The organism is Paenibacillus lautus NBRC 15380, assembly GCF_004000945.1.
GTDB classification, from domain to species: Bacteria; Bacillota; Bacilli; order Paenibacillales; family Paenibacillaceae; genus Paenibacillus_AQ; species Paenibacillus_AQ lautus.
In genome coordinates this window covers 150,999-166,274 of the sequence record NZ_BIMF01000005.1, presented here as the reverse complement: position 1 = coordinate 166,274, position 15,276 = coordinate 150,999, and the positions used below count along the sequence as shown (strand labels likewise).

13 protein-coding genes are annotated in these 15,276 nt (G+C 47.7%); 8 read left to right on the top strand and 5 right to left on the bottom strand.

Annotated features, from left to right (window positions below):
• The first annotated feature begins 41 nt into the window (after window positions 1–41).
• The 3 genes from PLA01S_RS11920 to PLA01S_RS11910 all read left to right on the top strand — a co-directional run bounded on the left by PLA01S_RS11920 (window position 42) and on the right by PLA01S_RS11910 (window position 3,161).
• The gene (locus PLA01S_RS11920; RefSeq protein ID WP_127592418.1) at window positions 42–1,046 is read left to right on the top strand and encodes a Gfo/Idh/MocA family protein; all 1,005 of its coding nucleotides are present in this window, start codon (window positions 42–44) and stop codon (window positions 1,044–1,046) included.
• A gap of 196 nt (window positions 1,047–1,242) precedes the next feature.
• Complete coding sequence (locus PLA01S_RS11915; protein ID WP_127592417.1) at window positions 1,243–2,520, top strand: MFS transporter; 1,278 nt, start codon at window positions 1,243–1,245, stop codon at window positions 2,518–2,520.
• Between the two features lie 80 nt (window positions 2,521–2,600).
• Window positions 2,601–3,161 (top strand): winged helix-turn-helix domain-containing protein, encoded by a 561-nt coding sequence (locus PLA01S_RS11910; RefSeq protein WP_100537964.1) that lies wholly within the window; start codon window positions 2,601–2,603, stop codon window positions 3,159–3,161.
• A gap of 66 nt (window positions 3,162–3,227) precedes the next feature.
• On the opposite strand, the gene PLA01S_RS11905 is transcribed toward PLA01S_RS11910, so the two are convergent.
• Window positions 3,228–3,791: a TraR/DksA C4-type zinc finger protein gene (locus tag PLA01S_RS11905; protein WP_127592416.1), complete on the bottom strand. Its 564-nt coding sequence runs from the start codon at window positions 3,789–3,791 to the stop codon at window positions 3,228–3,230.
• 236 nt (window positions 3,792–4,027) lie between these two features.
• Between PLA01S_RS11905 and PLA01S_RS11900 the strand changes: the two genes are divergently transcribed.
• Window positions 4,028–4,405 carry a DivIVA domain-containing protein gene (locus PLA01S_RS11900; protein WP_009590687.1) on the top strand — a complete coding sequence of 126 codons (378 nt, stop codon included), beginning with the start codon at window positions 4,028–4,030 and terminating at the stop codon, window positions 4,403–4,405.
• A gap of 67 nt (window positions 4,406–4,472) precedes the next feature.
• On the opposite strand, the gene PLA01S_RS11895 is transcribed toward PLA01S_RS11900, so the two are convergent.
• Entirely contained in the window at window positions 4,473–4,934 is a 462-nt protein-coding gene (locus PLA01S_RS11895) for a cupin domain-containing protein (RefSeq protein ID WP_246059465.1), read from the bottom strand.
• 357 nt (window positions 4,935–5,291) lie between these two features.
• Between PLA01S_RS11895 and PLA01S_RS11890 the strand changes: the two genes are divergently transcribed.
• From PLA01S_RS11890 to nagE, 4 genes are all read left to right on the top strand, one after another.
• Window positions 5,292–7,976, top strand: coding sequence for a CHASE3 domain-containing protein (locus tag PLA01S_RS11890; protein ID WP_127592414.1), 2,685 nt, complete (start codon window positions 5,292–5,294; stop codon window positions 7,974–7,976).
• A 276-nt stretch (window positions 7,977–8,252) separates the two neighbouring features.
• Window positions 8,253–9,140 (top strand): PRD domain-containing protein, encoded by an 888-nt coding sequence (locus PLA01S_RS11885; RefSeq protein WP_127592413.1) that lies wholly within the window; start codon window positions 8,253–8,255, stop codon window positions 9,138–9,140.
• A 1-nt stretch (window position 9,141) separates the two neighbouring features.
• Window positions 9,142–9,639: a PTS sugar transporter subunit IIA gene (locus PLA01S_RS11880; RefSeq protein WP_100537960.1), complete on the top strand. Its 498-nt coding sequence runs from the start codon at window positions 9,142–9,144 to the stop codon at window positions 9,637–9,639.
• 358 nt (window positions 9,640–9,997) lie between these two features.
• Complete coding sequence (nagE, locus tag PLA01S_RS11875) at window positions 9,998–11,473, top strand: N-acetylglucosamine-specific PTS transporter subunit IIBC (protein ID WP_127592412.1); 1,476 nt, start codon at window positions 9,998–10,000, stop codon at window positions 11,471–11,473.
• A gap of 90 nt (window positions 11,474–11,563) precedes the next feature.
• Here nagE and PLA01S_RS11870 read toward each other — a convergent pair whose 3' ends face one another.
• Genes PLA01S_RS11870 through PLA01S_RS11860 form a run of 3 tightly spaced genes read right to left on the bottom strand, consistent with a single transcriptional unit; the run spans window position 11,564 to window position 15,224 of the window.
• A complete protein-coding gene (locus PLA01S_RS11870) occupies window positions 11,564–12,703 on the bottom strand; it encodes a Ger(x)C family spore germination protein (RefSeq protein WP_127592411.1) in 1,140 nt (379 codons plus the stop codon).
• Window positions 12,700–14,112: a spore germination protein gene (locus PLA01S_RS11865; protein ID WP_127592410.1), complete on the bottom strand. Its 1,413-nt coding sequence runs from the start codon at window positions 14,110–14,112 to the stop codon at window positions 12,700–12,702. The genes PLA01S_RS11870 and PLA01S_RS11865 overlap by 4 nt, the downstream gene beginning before the upstream one ends.
• Complete coding sequence (locus tag PLA01S_RS11860; RefSeq protein WP_127592409.1) at window positions 14,109–15,224, bottom strand: GerAB/ArcD/ProY family transporter; 1,116 nt, start codon at window positions 15,222–15,224, stop codon at window positions 14,109–14,111. Before PLA01S_RS11860 ends, PLA01S_RS11865 begins: the two co-directional genes overlap by 4 nt.
• Window positions 15,225–15,276: the final 52 nt, after the last annotated feature.

Sequence of the window (15,276 nt, the reverse complement as noted above, 5' to 3'; positions counted from 1 at the left end):
AAACCATCGGAATGGAATGCAGCCAAAGGAGGAATGACCTCGTGAGCAAGAAACTGCGCTTTGGAATTATGAGTACTGCTCGGATTGCAAGAAATTCAATGATACCAGGCATATTGAAATCGGAACGCTGTGAAGTCGGGGCGGTCGCTAGCCGCAATGCAGAAAAAGCTAGTGAGCTTGCCGAGCGATATCATATCGGGAAATACTATGGATCCTATGACGAGCTTCTGGAGGACCCCGACATCGATGCGGTATATATTCCATTGCCGAATCACCTGCATAAACCTTGGACCATCAAAGCGGCACAAGCTGGCAAGCATATCCTATGCGAAAAACCGGCAGCCCTGACCGAAGCGGATGTCCGTGAAATGGCTGAGGCTGCTAAAGCACACAACGTGCTGTTTGCCGAAGCCTTTATGTACCGATATCATCCGAAACACGCACGTGTACGCAAAATCATCGAAAGCGGCGAAATCGGCCAGCTTCGCGGAATTCACGGATCGTTCACCTTCAACAATGCGGAGGATAAAAGCAATGTTCGTTACAGCAAGGATATGGGCGGAGGCTCAATCTATGACGTGGGATGCTATCCCATCTCGGCGGCGCGAATGATTTATGGGCAGGAGCCCAAGGCTGTAACGGCCCATGCTTTTTTTTCTGAGGAGCATGACGGAGTGGACATGATGGTCCACGGAATGGTGGAATTTGAAGATGGACTGGGGCTTACCTTTGAGTGCGGGATGTGGACATATTCCCGATGCTCTTTAGAGATCGCGGGAACCGATGGCAGGATTGAGCTTCCTTCAGCCTTTGGATGGGAGAGGATGGAGGACATGGCCCAGATCTGCGTTCATACGGCTAAGGGATCCCGTGAGGAGAAGGTAGGGATATACAACCACTTTGCACTGCAAGCGGATGCTATGGCAGCAGCCGTGATGGACGGCACGCCGCTGCCATATGGTCCGGAAGATGCCATCAGCAATGTCAGAGCCATTGAAGCGTGTCTTCAAGCAGCCAGATCCTCATCGCGAGTGGTCATTAAATAAAGATGCAACTCGGTCAAAATATCCGTTAGACCAAATAAATCGCCAACATGGCGGTTTATTTTTTTTTACCTATTGCATTCCTCTTCGAAATCATTAAAATAAACTTAACGATAAAATAATTTTAACGTAAATATTATTTTAATGGGTTGAAAAAGTTTAATGTTGTTATCCATTTAACGAAGAGGAGTAGGAAACCATGCAAAATGCCGCTGTTTTAGAAAAGCAAGGATTTGGTCAGCTCTTGAAAATCCGTCCCTACCTGATTTATTTATCTGCCCAGGCCATTACCCGATTCGGGGATTCCCTGGATTCCATCGCTTACAGCTGGATGGTCTATATGCTCACAGGTTCAGAACTATTAATGGGTACATTGTTCGCCTTTAATTTTCTGCCTGGGTTACTTTTTAGTTTGTTTACCGGGACCTATGTAGACCGCTGGCCGAAGAAACTAGTGCTTGCCTTAACCTATCTCAGCCGCGGCATTGTGGTTTCGATAACAGCTTTTCTGTACGCTGTGGGTTCTCTTGAAGTCTGGCATTTGTTCCTGTTCACGTTTCTAAATTCAACCCTGGAATGCTTCTCCAGACCCGCCGAGACCTCCATCGTCCCCCGGTTGCTGCCCAAGGATAAACTGCTTGCAGGCAATTCTTTCTCAACTTCCGTAAGTCGGAGCGCAGAATTAATCGGTTTATCCATCGCCGGAGCCCTTATCGCTCTGATCGGAATTTCGGGAACGATCCTGATGGATGCCGTAACATTTCTCATTGCCGCCACGATTATCGCTTTTATGCCGAATCCAGAGGCAGCCGAACAGGCTGAGGCCAAGGAGGCCTCCGCACGGCCGGAGACAGAGATGAATAAAACGGTCTTCGGCGATATTAAAGAAGCTCTTCTTTTTGTGAAGCAGCACACGCTGCTCCTCATAACAACCGTGCTCGCCATGATCAATAATTTCTGCTTGGCCCCCCTGAATGTACTGCAGCCCGTCTACGTCAAGGAGACCTTGGGTGCCGGAGCCGGGGGGCTGAGCGTATTAGGAACGGCCCTCCTGATCGGCATGATTTGCAGCGGGCTATGGATTGGACGTTATGGGAAGAGCTTCAAAAAGAGCACGCTGATCATGTCAGGGTCTATTCTGCTCGGAATCGGTTATTTTGCATTAGGGATTCCAGGGCATCTGCCTGCATGGCGCGTGGAGTCTGCGGCGGTTTGCATGTTCATTACCGGTTTTGCCGTCTCCATGCTGAATGCCCCCATCTCCACATATCTGATGGAAGTAACGCCTAGGCATATGCTTGGCAGAATAGGTGCTCTGATGACGGTAGCTTGCACGGCTGCCATACCTGTGGGAAGCTTGATTACTGGATTCGTAGCGGAGCATCAATCCCCTCCCATTATGTATTCGATCATGGGATTCATCATGATGCTACCCGTTATATTCCTCTTTCGGAAGAAGGGTTTCCGTGCCATTTAATCCTTCGCGTTTTGTAATTTCGACATTCTCGGCCTATAATGAAAAGAAGCGAAAAATAACATGAAGCTGAGGTGTACGGTGTGGAAACGAAGGAACTGACTACACTGGAAGAGATCAAAATATATTCAGATCCATATCGGCTCCAGATTTTGAATGTATTGAATAAGATGGACCGTCCGGCAACGGTAAAGGAAGTCGCGGACAAGATCGGGGATGTGCCTGCTAAAGTTCATTATCATATGAAAAAGCTGGAGCGAATCGGACTGGTCAAGATCGTATCCACGAAGGAGATCAACGGAATCATTGCTAAATATTATGAGCCTTTTGTCGGGACGGTAAAGATCAAACGCGGGGCAGATTCCGACGAGCCGGTCATTAAGGAATTAATTCGATCTGAAACGAACAAATTATTATCCGAGCTGTTTGACCAGAATAGAGACCGTTTCTTCAAAAATATGAGTCAAGATGGCGAAACAACGTCCATGTTAACCAATACCACCTTGTATATGAGCGAAGATGAAGCGCGTGAGTTTTTTGTTGAGCTGGATAAAATGCTGACCCCTTATAAAAAGAAACGCGGGGAAGGTTACGACGAATATGAGTTTTTTGCTTCCAATGTTCGGACTCATAGAGAATCTTGATCACGCAAATAAAGCTGGTACCTCAAGGTCAGGTACCAGCTTTCCCGTCTATTTTGCAAAATCAATTCATACATTCTTCTTATAATCGTCTTGTCCGGGTTTAATGGACATGCCGGGCGAAGTCGACGTTCCGTAATCCTCAACGGCGTCCCACGCGCCAGCGTCATCAAATTTACCGTCGGCCTCTTGGCGGTTGACGCCAGCTCCGGAAGGGGGCGGGGTCATGACATCTTCTTCAACCGGCCGGTTGTCGTTGATATCTTTCCGCGGCGTATGTTCGAGACAATAGGCCGTATAAGGCAAAGCTTCCAGCCGCTCGTACGGAATTTCTAGGCCGCACTCGGCACAGGTTCCGTATTCGCCCTGGTCCATTCGCTGCAAGGCAGACACGATCTGCTCCAATTCATGATCAAGCGTCTCCTGAATGGCCAGGTCCCGTCCGCGTTCGAAAACCTCGGTCCCTACGTCTGCGGGATGGTTATCTGCTGCGCTTAGTTCTCCCGTGGAGTCCCGAAGGGAATGGTCCCTGTTGGTTTCATCGCCGGACTTCAATTGTTCTTCCAATCGTTCTTTATCACTGAGCAACCGTCGTTTAAGTTCACTGTATTGTTGTTTCGTCATCGTCGTCATATAAAAGTCGCTCCTCTCTTTCGCTAAGTACAAATAAAGCTTCTTATGTAAAATCAATACCCGAAATCGATTGGTAACAATCACATGAATCATGGGAACGGCAGCCTATCGTTTTTGGAACATTCTCCAAAAAAGCCCCGGAGTGTTTTAATCCCGGTGCTTAATATGATATAAACAAAGATAGAGAGAGAAGGCTAAAAAAGTAGGGCTGCACCAATATTTGGAGGTAAATCATTATGGATGAACACATGAAACGCCGATTGGATAAACAGAAAAAGCTATTTCGGCAACTAGGCATTCAACTGGACGCTTTGTCTATCCATGAAAAGAATTTTTCGAATAAACTGCGGGGTTACGATCAGGAGGAAGTGGATTCCTTTCTGGATGAAGTGATTCAGGATTATGAGCGGTTTTATGCCACCATCTCCGATCTTATGGATAAATGGCAGGAGCAGCAAATCACGATTCGCGATCTTAGGGCTGGCGTTAAGCCGGAAGCAGAACGCCCGGCACTGAATCCGGAAGAGATTGAAGAGACGGTGGCGAAGCTTGAAGCCGACTTGCGTTTGCTTAAGAAGCAGATCCGTCCTGAACAAAGATTTTATATTGATTGATGTTATACGTTGCGAGCGAAATCATTACATAAGAAGTGTCCCTATAACAACAACCACACATGGCCGATCACCGGCTGCGTGTGGTTTTGTTGTTTGGGTGCCCGGTTATGAGTAAGGGTGGCGCCGGCAGAGGCCGGTCCGAAGCGTCACTCTCTATCTTTTTGTGTAGCGGGACAGGTGCAACAAGCGCCTTCGAATGAGGTTTCATGTTCGTGCCATTGCATTGCAACGTTTCTGAACCCATGAGGGTATAGGCCCAGACCGGCGCAATGTCCATTTGGTGTGGATGCTCGGTGTTATAGATCAATAGCAAGATCGTTCCGGGGGTTAGCGCTGTTATCCAGTGACACCAATCGATGGGGGCGTGTATCACCTGGCCTGGTACTAGCTGATATACAAGATTCTGATGAGTATCCGGATCAACCAGGGAATAGCTGATTTCTCCGTGAATGACATAACACAATTCGTCCGTGTCCGGGTGGCTATGGGGAGAAAGGCCCTTGCCGCGTTCAAGGTGAATTTCTGACATCATCATGCCTTGAAGAAGGGGCAGCTCCATTGACGACACATTCGCAACTCCGAGGCCCGTTATGCGCTCAGCCTGTTTCCTGGAATGATAAACATGCCTCGTCAATGCCATATCCCCGCAATCGCGCTTAAGGTCATCATATGAGTGACTCCTCCCTTTTTGTGAATGAGAACTTATTATGTTGTACAAGCGTCATCCCTCTCTAACATATGCTCAAAGGTTTATAAATCTGACTGCCTACGACTAAAGAATCATTGATGTCATCCAAACTGGTTTTGCTTGTAAACCATTTTCATAACAATTACTATGAGAATAGGAGCAGACTTAGACTGATCGATGACAAGGGAGGTTAGCCATTTGTCTAACAACCTGAAATTCAACATCCGCAGCAAGATTGTAGTCGGATATTTAATGATATTATTATGTCTTGGAGCTTTTCTCTGGATTGTATCAGACCGCATCTCTTCACTTCAGCAAGAGGCGGATTTTATAGAGAAGCATGATATCGAAGTACATAATCTTACGCACGAAATCGAGAAAAATTTACTTGAGATGGAAACTGGCCAGAGGGGTTATGTCATAACGGGGGATGATACCTACCTGGAGCCTTTCAACCAAGCGCTGTCGTCTTGGCAGATTAACTATAACAAGCTGTACAAGCTTGTTAGCGATAATTCGGAGCAAGCCAATCATCTGGAAAATATCAAGGAGAATATCAAGGAGTGGATCACCAACGCCGGCCAGCCTGCGGTCCAATTGAAGCAGCTCGGACAGGATGAGGAGGCTCTTCATTTCTTTATTAACGATCCCGGCCAGCAAGCCATGAACTCCATTCATGAGCTGTTCCTTTCGTTTAGAAGCAAGGAACGTGAACTGACAACCAGCAGGATCGAAGAGATGAAGGATAGCAATACCCATTTATTGTATACGATGTATCTCCTGTGGGCTGGGGCAGCGCTGATTACCATATGTGGGGCTTTGGTGATATCGAAGAGCATCGTAAGGCCGATCACTCAGGTAACCCATATCATCTCTGATATTGTCAAAGGCGGTAACCTCTCCCAACGGATTCAGGTGCGATCCAATGATGAGGTCCGCCAGTTGGCCGACACAACCAACGAGCTTCTTGCACAGGTCGGCAGACAGAACTGGGCCAAGGATCATATTTCGGTTATGTCAACGCTTCTTCAATCGTCCGATCGCGTGGAGACGGCCGTACAGTTTTTCATCCATAAGCTGGCTTTAATTATGAAGCTGCCGTACGGTGCCGTTTTTATTAACCGGGGTGGATCGGAACTGGTAAAGGCAGCTGCTTTTGCCGATCCGGATGGCGAGCCTTGGAACAAGGTCAGAGATCGCTTTTTGCCTGGTGAAGGTTTGGTGGGACAATGCATGCTGGAGCAGCGAATGATTATTCTGGACGATATCCCACCTAACTATGTGCGGATTGAATCGGGGCTGGGTGATGCTGAGCCTACTACGCTGCTGCTGGCGCCCGTTATGTTTGAAGGACAAGTTCTTGGTGTGATTGAATTGGCCAAGTTCAAGCCCTTCGATGAGCTGGAAATTCAGCTGATCGAACAACTGAATTTTCAGCTTGGGGTAACCTTGAACTCGATTCAAAGCAAAATGGAAATCCAGCAATTGTATCATGAATCCCAAACGCTGAATGAGGAGCTTCAGAGTCAGACCGAAGAACTGCAGGCGCAGACCGAGGAGCTGCAAACCCATTCCGCAGAAATGCATATGCTGAACGAACGCTTAGGGGCCCAGAAGGAGGCCGCTTTAATTGCAGCCAGCGAATTGGAAAAATACACGAAAGAGCTGGAGAAGAGTTCGAAATATAAGTCTCAATTTCTGGCCAATATGTCCCATGAACTGCGGACACCGCTGAACAGCATGTTAATTCTTTCCCAGATTTTAGCTGAGAACAAGCAGGGGAACCTGACAGAGGAAGAGCAGCATTACGCTTCCGTCATTCATAATTCAGGCAGTGAATTGCTGAATTTAATCAATGATATTCTGGATCTGTCCAAGGTCGAGGCCGGAAAGATGCAGATCGAAATGGACTTGGTGAATTTGACGGAGCTCCCAGAACTGATGGAAGGCTATTTCTCCAAAAGCGCGGAATCCAAAAATCTGAAATTTGATATTGAGATGGCCAACGATTTACCAGACATGATGTACAGCGATGGGATGCGGCTGCATCAAATTCTGCGTAATTTGCTCTCGAATGCGATTAAGTTCACGGAGAGCGGCAGCGTTAAATTACGGGTGAAGAAGATGAATTCGATTGTTACCTCGGATTTTGTGATCAGTGGCGACGTCATTGCTTTTTCCGTTGAGGATACAGGCATCGGGATTGCCGCAGAACATCTTCAACCGATCTTCGAAGCGTTCCAGCAAGGCGAAGAGACCACCGCCAGAAGATTCGGGGGAACGGGCCTCGGCTTATCCATCTCGCTGCATTTAGCGAAGCTGCTGGGCGGGTATATTACCGTGGAGAGCGAGGAAGGAATCGGGAGCACGTTTGTTTTATATTTACCGCTGCTAACGGAATATGGCACCAGCGAAAGTATGTTTATGCTGCCTGAAGTGGCTGCCACTTCAAGCAACGCCAGTTGGAGTGATCTCCCTATGGAGGCATTCGATATGGAAGTAACTAGCCGATTGGAGCTCAAAACCGTATTGATCGTGGATGATGATATTCGGAACGTGTACGGTTTGACCAATGTGCTAGAGAAACTCCAGATGACCGTGCATACTGCTCAGAACGGGTTTGAATGCTTGGAGATGTTATACAAACATCAAACCATCGATGCGGTGCTGCTGGATATGGTCATGCCGGAAATGGATGGAGTCGAAACGATGAAGCGGATTCGCGAGAACCCGGAATGGGCGGAACTTCCCATTATCGCGATGAGCTCCAACACGATGAGGGATACGGATCAATTTCTTGCAGACGGCGCGAATGGATATCTTCACAAACCCATTCATATCCAAGAAGTGATCCAGACGCTTCAACAATGGATTGGGGATTAAGGGAATCAATCGTATGTTTTACCTGTGGTGGTAGCTTAGGATTATGTTGTGATGTCGTAAGTTGACGAATGCAAGCCAATTGTTTTATGATGGATTCATAGCAGCAACATAAAGCGGCGTGTTACCTTAACAGGGCATGAGCCAAGAAGAGACAGCTTTCACATGGGGTCTTTTCTTGGCTTTTTTAATGTTTTGGGGAATAAGTATAGCAGCATTTCTATGGACATGAATCCTTCGCCGTTTCACTGATTAAACTTAAAGGAAAGGGGGAAGTTTATGAGCGGGATCGAGTTGTTTACAGTCGTACGTGTTATTGGTAACAATGTCGTGATGGTCACCGGCGGTAAGAAAGAATCGGAATACGTCATCTTAGGCAAAGGCATTGGCTTCGGCGCCAAAGCAGGCGGAACGATCGCTTCGGATGATAAGCGGATTGAGAAGCTCTTCAGGCTGGAGGATCGGGAGCAGTGGAGTCAAGCTCACCATCTGCTGGAAGAATTTGATCCACTGGTAATGGAGATCACGGATCAGATACTCAATATCATTGGACAGGAATTTCCGGGCACATTAAATGACAAGGTGTACCTGGCACTTCCAAGCCATATCCAGTTTACGATATACAGAATCCGTAAAGGCATGGATATTATTAATCCTTTCCTTGAAGAAACCCGGATCAGCTTCCCAAGAGAATATGATATCGCAGCCAAGGCAGCGGAATTGATCGGCCAGACCTTCGATATCGAAGTTCCGGAGGATGAGATCGGCTTTTTGACCTATCATGTGTATTCAGCTGTCAGCCATGTGCCCGTAGGCCATCTGGTGAAGGCATCGAATGTGGTGGGAAGCCTGGTAAGGTATATTGAAGAGGAACGGCAGGTTGCTTTTGACCGGGGAAGCATGGACTATGTCCGTCTTCTGATGCATTTGAGGTTCTCGGTAGACCGTATGTTGAATCAAGAAATCCATGTGGATAATCCGTTCGCGGACCAGATCCGCTCCAAGTTCACGAATGAGTATGGTCTGGCTACACGCCTCGCAGGCATGATGGAGAAAGAACTCGGCAAGAAAGTACCTGAAGCGGAGGTTTGCTTTCTAGCGATGCATCTATATCGGCTCTTCACAGGCCGGCTACAGCAAAAGAATCAACCCAGGGAGGAATCTTAATATGTTTGATCGTTGGAAAAAGAAAAAAACAGCTACTGCCATTCAACTTACAGCACCATTGTCGGGTAAAGCTGTGCCTTTATCACAAGTACCCGATGAGGCATTTGCTGCTGGTCATATGGGCCAAGGCATTGCCATCGAGCCTTCCGAAGGCAAATTAATTGCGCCTTTTGATGGGACGGTTGCGCATGTCATCAAATCCAAGCATGCCGTGATGCTGGAGGATCCGGCGACCGGTTTGCAGTATTTATTCCACATCGGGATTAATACAGTCGGTTTGAAAGGTGAAGGTTTCACAAGCCATGTTCAAGCAGGCGATCAGGTGAAGTCGGGTCAGACGCTCATCGAATTCGACATGGCTGCAATCCAAGCCGCAGGTTATCCGACGATTACCCCGATTATTGTGACCAATGCGGATGAGGTGGCTTCCAAGGTTGACGGTCAGACCGGCAGTGTCGTGTCCGGCCAGGATCCTGTCATGACCATTGAATTGAAATAGTTCAATTCTATAGGCGATTGATTTAAATATTGGTTATTGACAAAACAGGAAGACGTGAATTAAGATAACAGCATCAAAAGAATACGTTTTAAGGCGTGTTACCATAAACATGGGCATGAGCCAAGAAGAAACGGACTATAACTTTTATAGTTACCGTGCTTCTTGGCTTTTTTTGTTGGTATAGAATCATGATGGCATCCATGCCGCCTTAAAATGATGAATACATGTACTACCAAGGAGGAGGATTTTCTGAGTCTTTTTGTTCCTTGATCGAAGGGAATAAATGGTTATTCATTCGACGCATTATGTAAACGGTTTCAGTAAAAGCTAAATTATTGAAGTTGAAAGGATGATTGACATGCTGGCTAAATTGCAAAAGCTGGGTAAGTCCCTTATGCTGCCGGTGGCCACCTTGCCTGCGGCAGGTATCTTGCAGGGGCTTGGAATGATCGACTATCAAAAAGATATACCTTTGGGTGCCCTAGGCGCTTTTCTAAATCAATATGTAACTCCGTTCATGACCTCTGGTGCCCTTGCGATTCTGGATAATCTGCCGTTTATCTTTGCAATCGGCGTTGCAATCGGGTTCGCCGGAGACGCCGTTGCGGCTCTATCTGCTCTTATTGGGTACATGGTGCTTACTAGAGTACTGGAACAAGTGCCGCTGCAAATGCCGTTTATACCGGATGACGTGAAGCTGAATATGGGCGTTCTTGGCGGTCTCTTTGTCGGTATGTGGTCCGCATACCTGTATAATAAATTCCACAAGATTAAAATGCCGGATTGGCTGGGCTTCTTTGCAGGTAAACGCTTCGTTCCGATTATCACAGCAGCCTCCACGATGGTGCTTGCGGTTCTGATCGGTTTGATTTGGAGCCCAATCCAGGATGGCATTTCCGTCTTCGGCAACTGGGTTGTCGGCCTTGGAGGCATCGGATCGTTCATTTTCGGTACGGCCAACCGCTTGCTGATCCCTCTGGGTCTGCACCACGTATTAAACTCCATCGCCTGGTTCCAGATCGGCGATTACACGAATGCCGCGGGCGAAGTCGTTCATGGCGACCTGTGGCGTTTCTTTGCGGGAGACCCGGCGGCTGGTATGTTCATGTCCGGTTTCTTCCCGATCATGATGTTTGCGATGCCGGCTGCGGCGCTGGCCTTTATGCATACCGCCAAGCCGTCCAAACGCAAGCTCGTCGGCTCCATCTTTATCGGTTCGGCAGTGGCATCGTTCCTGACCGGTATCACCGAACCGCTTGAATTCGCGTTTATGTTTATTGCTCCTGTATTATATGTGGTGCATGCGATTTTAACAGGCCTTTCCGGACTGATCATGTATGTCCTGGATGTGCATTTGGGCTTCTCGTTCTCGGCGGGCCTGATCGACTACCTGGTGAATCTGAAGCTGTCTACCAATGCTTGGCTGCTCCTGCCGGTAGGCTTGGCTTTCGGTGTCGTTTACTATCTGCTGTTCAGAATCCTCATTGTCAAGCTGAACTTGAAAACGCCTGGACGCGAGGAGGACGACGACTTGGATACGGTTTCTGACGATGCTGATACAGATGCCCCGTCCCCTTCCGGCGCAGTATCCAATGAGTCCAAGGCGGCCAAGGTTCTGCAAAACATCGGCGGAGAAGATAACATTGTCAGCGTCGATGCTTGTATCACACGCCTTCGTCTGGTTGTTAAGGACGAGAAGGCCGTTAAGGATTCGGAGTTGAAAAAATTAGGAGCATCCGGTGTCATGCGTCTGGGTCAGGGTGCGGTTCAGGTCGTATTCGGACCGCAGGCGGAATCCATTAAAGACGACATCAAGGAAATTATGAAGAAATAAACGAACAGCAAAAGAAGCAGGCCGATAAAGGTCTGCTTCTTTTTGTTGTTATCACATTTCGGGCAAAAGCAGCTAGATCAGGACGCGCGTTTATCGGTTCAGGCTTTTGCGTTGTCCCCAGTATCGGATATTGACATCGATGTCAAACTCGAGCGCCGTTTCGTCGTAGATATCCTTTTTATCTTTCGCTAATTTCTTCCAGAGCTTCGGATCGGTTCGGTACAATTGAAGACATAGGTCGTAGGGATCCGCGTGGATCAATGCTGCTTTATGGAAGGTATTATGCATTTCTTTTCGCAGGGTATCTTCCGTTAGGCGCTTCATCTCCTTAATTCCCACCTTCTTGTACATATTCTGCACCGTCCCGATTACGTTAAGTTTGATTCGATATGAAGCATCGTTGGGTCTGCGGATAACATCAATCGAGGATTGCGGGTTCTCCAGTTTTATACTTCCGATCGCTTCGCCATTCGTCTGAACAACGATGGCAGCGTGGGTTTGAGGCGATGCTAACCAGCGGATGCCCAGCAGATCGGATCGTTTGAGCCAGCCCATCATTTCCTTGTTCTTGATCAGAAAGCCGCCGTTCACTTCCAAAATCGGATGCTGCTTCAGATTTTCAGACCAGTTCTGATTCGAAATATGAAGGGAGGGCAACACGACGGTAGCGGCTTTTTCCCGGTAGAGACGAATAAAGTTCACGAATTGAATCGGACGTATAAACGAGAACTGGATATAGCTTTCTCTGGGTTCATGAAGCAGCGAATGCAGGGGTGAGAGCTGGAAGAACGGCGACACCGAAAAGAGATCCTCCATTTTGTCCTTGGTGCCATAAATCCATTTCGTGTAACGGATTTCCTGCGAACGATTAGTCAAGTCGAACACTTGGGACAACTGCTGAGGTTTTAACACCGATTCCGAAAGGACCAGAGCCGTGACATGGCCCCAAGAGACCCGCTGCTGACTCGATGTATATAAATCGATCAGGGCTTCAGTCAAAGTGGTGCCGGTTCCTCGGCCGACCCAAATCGGCGCTTTCTCAGTTGGCTTACTGCTTTCTTGTTTGGCAATCGTTGCGAAGTCCAGCATCTGCACATAGATAATATACTTGTCGTCCTTATAATCGACGCCCATAGCCGTAATATAGTTGATATCCTGAACTTCTTTGTTGTCCCAGCAGCCTGAGAGCAGCAAAGATACTATACATACGAGAATCCATGCCCGTTTCATAGCGCTCCGCCTTTTTTTCGTTTCCCCGGAACTCGCATGAGATTGCCCAAGATTTTGGATATAGAGAAGGGGGAGAAGGGGGCAAGGTATGGCTGTCCGAAGGGATTATGGTGGGCTGCATACTGAACGATGATAAAGACCGCTATGAAGAAGCCGAATAACCCGAATAGGGAGGAAAGGGTAAGGACAAAAAAGCGAAGAATCGTCTGAGAGACAACAAAATCCTGATTGGAGTGGGTAGAGCCCGCAACAAAGGCCAGTGCGCCGATCACGGTCATCGTCGGGGAGAAAAAACCGCCACGTATCGCGGCGTCGCCGATGATGATACCGGAAACGACCGTTATGGTTGACGCGATTGGAGAAGGCATCTGCATACCGGCTTCCCGCAGCAAGGTGAGCAGGAACAGAATGACCAGCATTTCGATTCCGGTCGGTATGGGCATTCCTAGCCGGGTATTGGCGATGGTTGCGAGCAAGGGAAAAGGAATTTGATCCTGATGAAACGACATCAAAGTAATATAAAATCCTGGGAGCAGAACGGAGATCAAGAATCCAACCAGCCTCAAAATTCTCCAGGGCATGACGAAATAAAACGGCATTTGGGGATCCTCCGCGGCAAACAGCAGCTGCATGAAGCTGGCAGGCGCAATCAATATCACGGGGCTTCCCTGCATAATAATGATTAAACGTCCGCGCGTTAAAGAATCGTATGCTAAATCCGTCCTGCCCGTATAATCGAACATCGGGAGTACCGTGAAGCGATACGGCGATAAATGTTCTGCAAGCTCGCCGATGCCCACGGGAGGGTCACCGGTGAAATTATTTAGTTTATCCACGACTTCCTTGACGGTCTCCGGTACCACCTTGTCCTTTATATACATGATGCCGACGGAGGTTTTGCTCTTGTCGCCCAGCTTAAAGGAGGAATAGACAAGCCCGGGAGATTTCAACCGTTTCCTTATAAGCGATACATTGATATCCAGATCCTCGATAAATCCGTCGCGGGGTCCTTTGACAGAGGTTTCGGAGGCACTCTCTTCCGGTGTACGTCCAATACTTTTACTAGCGCTGTAAGAATACAGCTTGTTGTCCTTTGGAAAATACAACGCAACATAGCCAGAGTAAACAATATCATCGACCGATTCCATGTTGGACTCGGAAGTGTCCAGGGTAAGATGATATTCCAGATGCTTTGGATCGAACGGCTGCATTTGGGGAACGGATAAATTCCATTCTTTGCTGATAACAGGCAGCAGAATCTTGGACATCATCTGCGAATCGCACATCATCGGACTGTAAAGCATGATCGCCCATGGCAGCGTATCGCCTTCGGCACCCGGATAAGACGTAATATAGATGTCATCGGAATCGGCATAACGCTCTCGGAATTGTTGTTCTGTTATAGTCATTGTTGAGGTTCTCCTTTCGCTGAACTCTGTTGTTGTTGTTGTTGTTGTTGTTGCGGCTTACGGATCAAGAAGAACAAGAGGAGACTTAAGACGGTGATATAGAGAGTGGACGCCGGTAAAAAATAGTCAGCCATTACATAATACATTTTGAGATTGCTGATCGGGGAAGCGCACAAAATAATAAGGAGCGTGGAGACGGCTAATACGCCGACACTTTGCTTGGACTTGGGAAGCAGGGTTTCGCAAAGAAAAAATATCGAAATCGAAATGGAGATATAAGCTCCGCTAAGCCATTGGAAAATCGATAAAAAATCGACATGCTCCACGAATTTGCCTAACTTTACGAGACGCCACTGTTCATAGGCAGGATACCGCTGAAGCTTCATTTCTTCCGGTCCAAATTCGGCAATGCCGCCGATCGTGGGTCCAAACGTCAGGAAGATGAGGACAAGATGGATCAGCAGGATCGTAAGGAAACTGGGCTTTTTATGAAGATGAGGGCGAAGAAATAATATTAATATAAATTGGGACAGTCCCCCGAACATGACGGGGATCCCGCTGAGGACCGGCAGGAAGCCGTCTTCAAGGACAGGCAGCAAATAGCTGTAATTTTTCACTTTCAGGTTGGACAAGGATACGAATATGCCTAGCATTACCACGAAAGGAAGCAAGATTCCGGCTGAAACGCCGATGGTCTTTATGCCGTGATTTACGCTGACAAGACATAACACCATGAGTATCAACGCGGTAGCAATAACAGGAGTTTGGATCATATAGGTCGACTTTGTCCAATCGATAACTTCCTTTAAGGTATAAAAGGCAAAAGTGAAAAAATACAAACCGGACATACTCATCGCCAGTATTCGAGCGCCTCTGCCGCTGCTTTCGTCCAACGCTTGCGTGATGGAACGGTTGCCGACCTTTTGAATGATCCGGTAAATAAGCAGAATCCAGGGCATGAATAATACGGCTGACACGATAATGGTGACCCAGGCATCCCGTCCGGATTTCTCCAGAAGCACGGGTATGATCATGACATGGTTGGTCAAGCCGGCCGTAAGCATCATAATCATAAACGCCTGATTTGTTGGAATACCCCGAGCTCCTGACATGTGTGCTCCCCCATTTCAGCTTTCTTCCAATTAGGTTTCTCGGGGAACAACC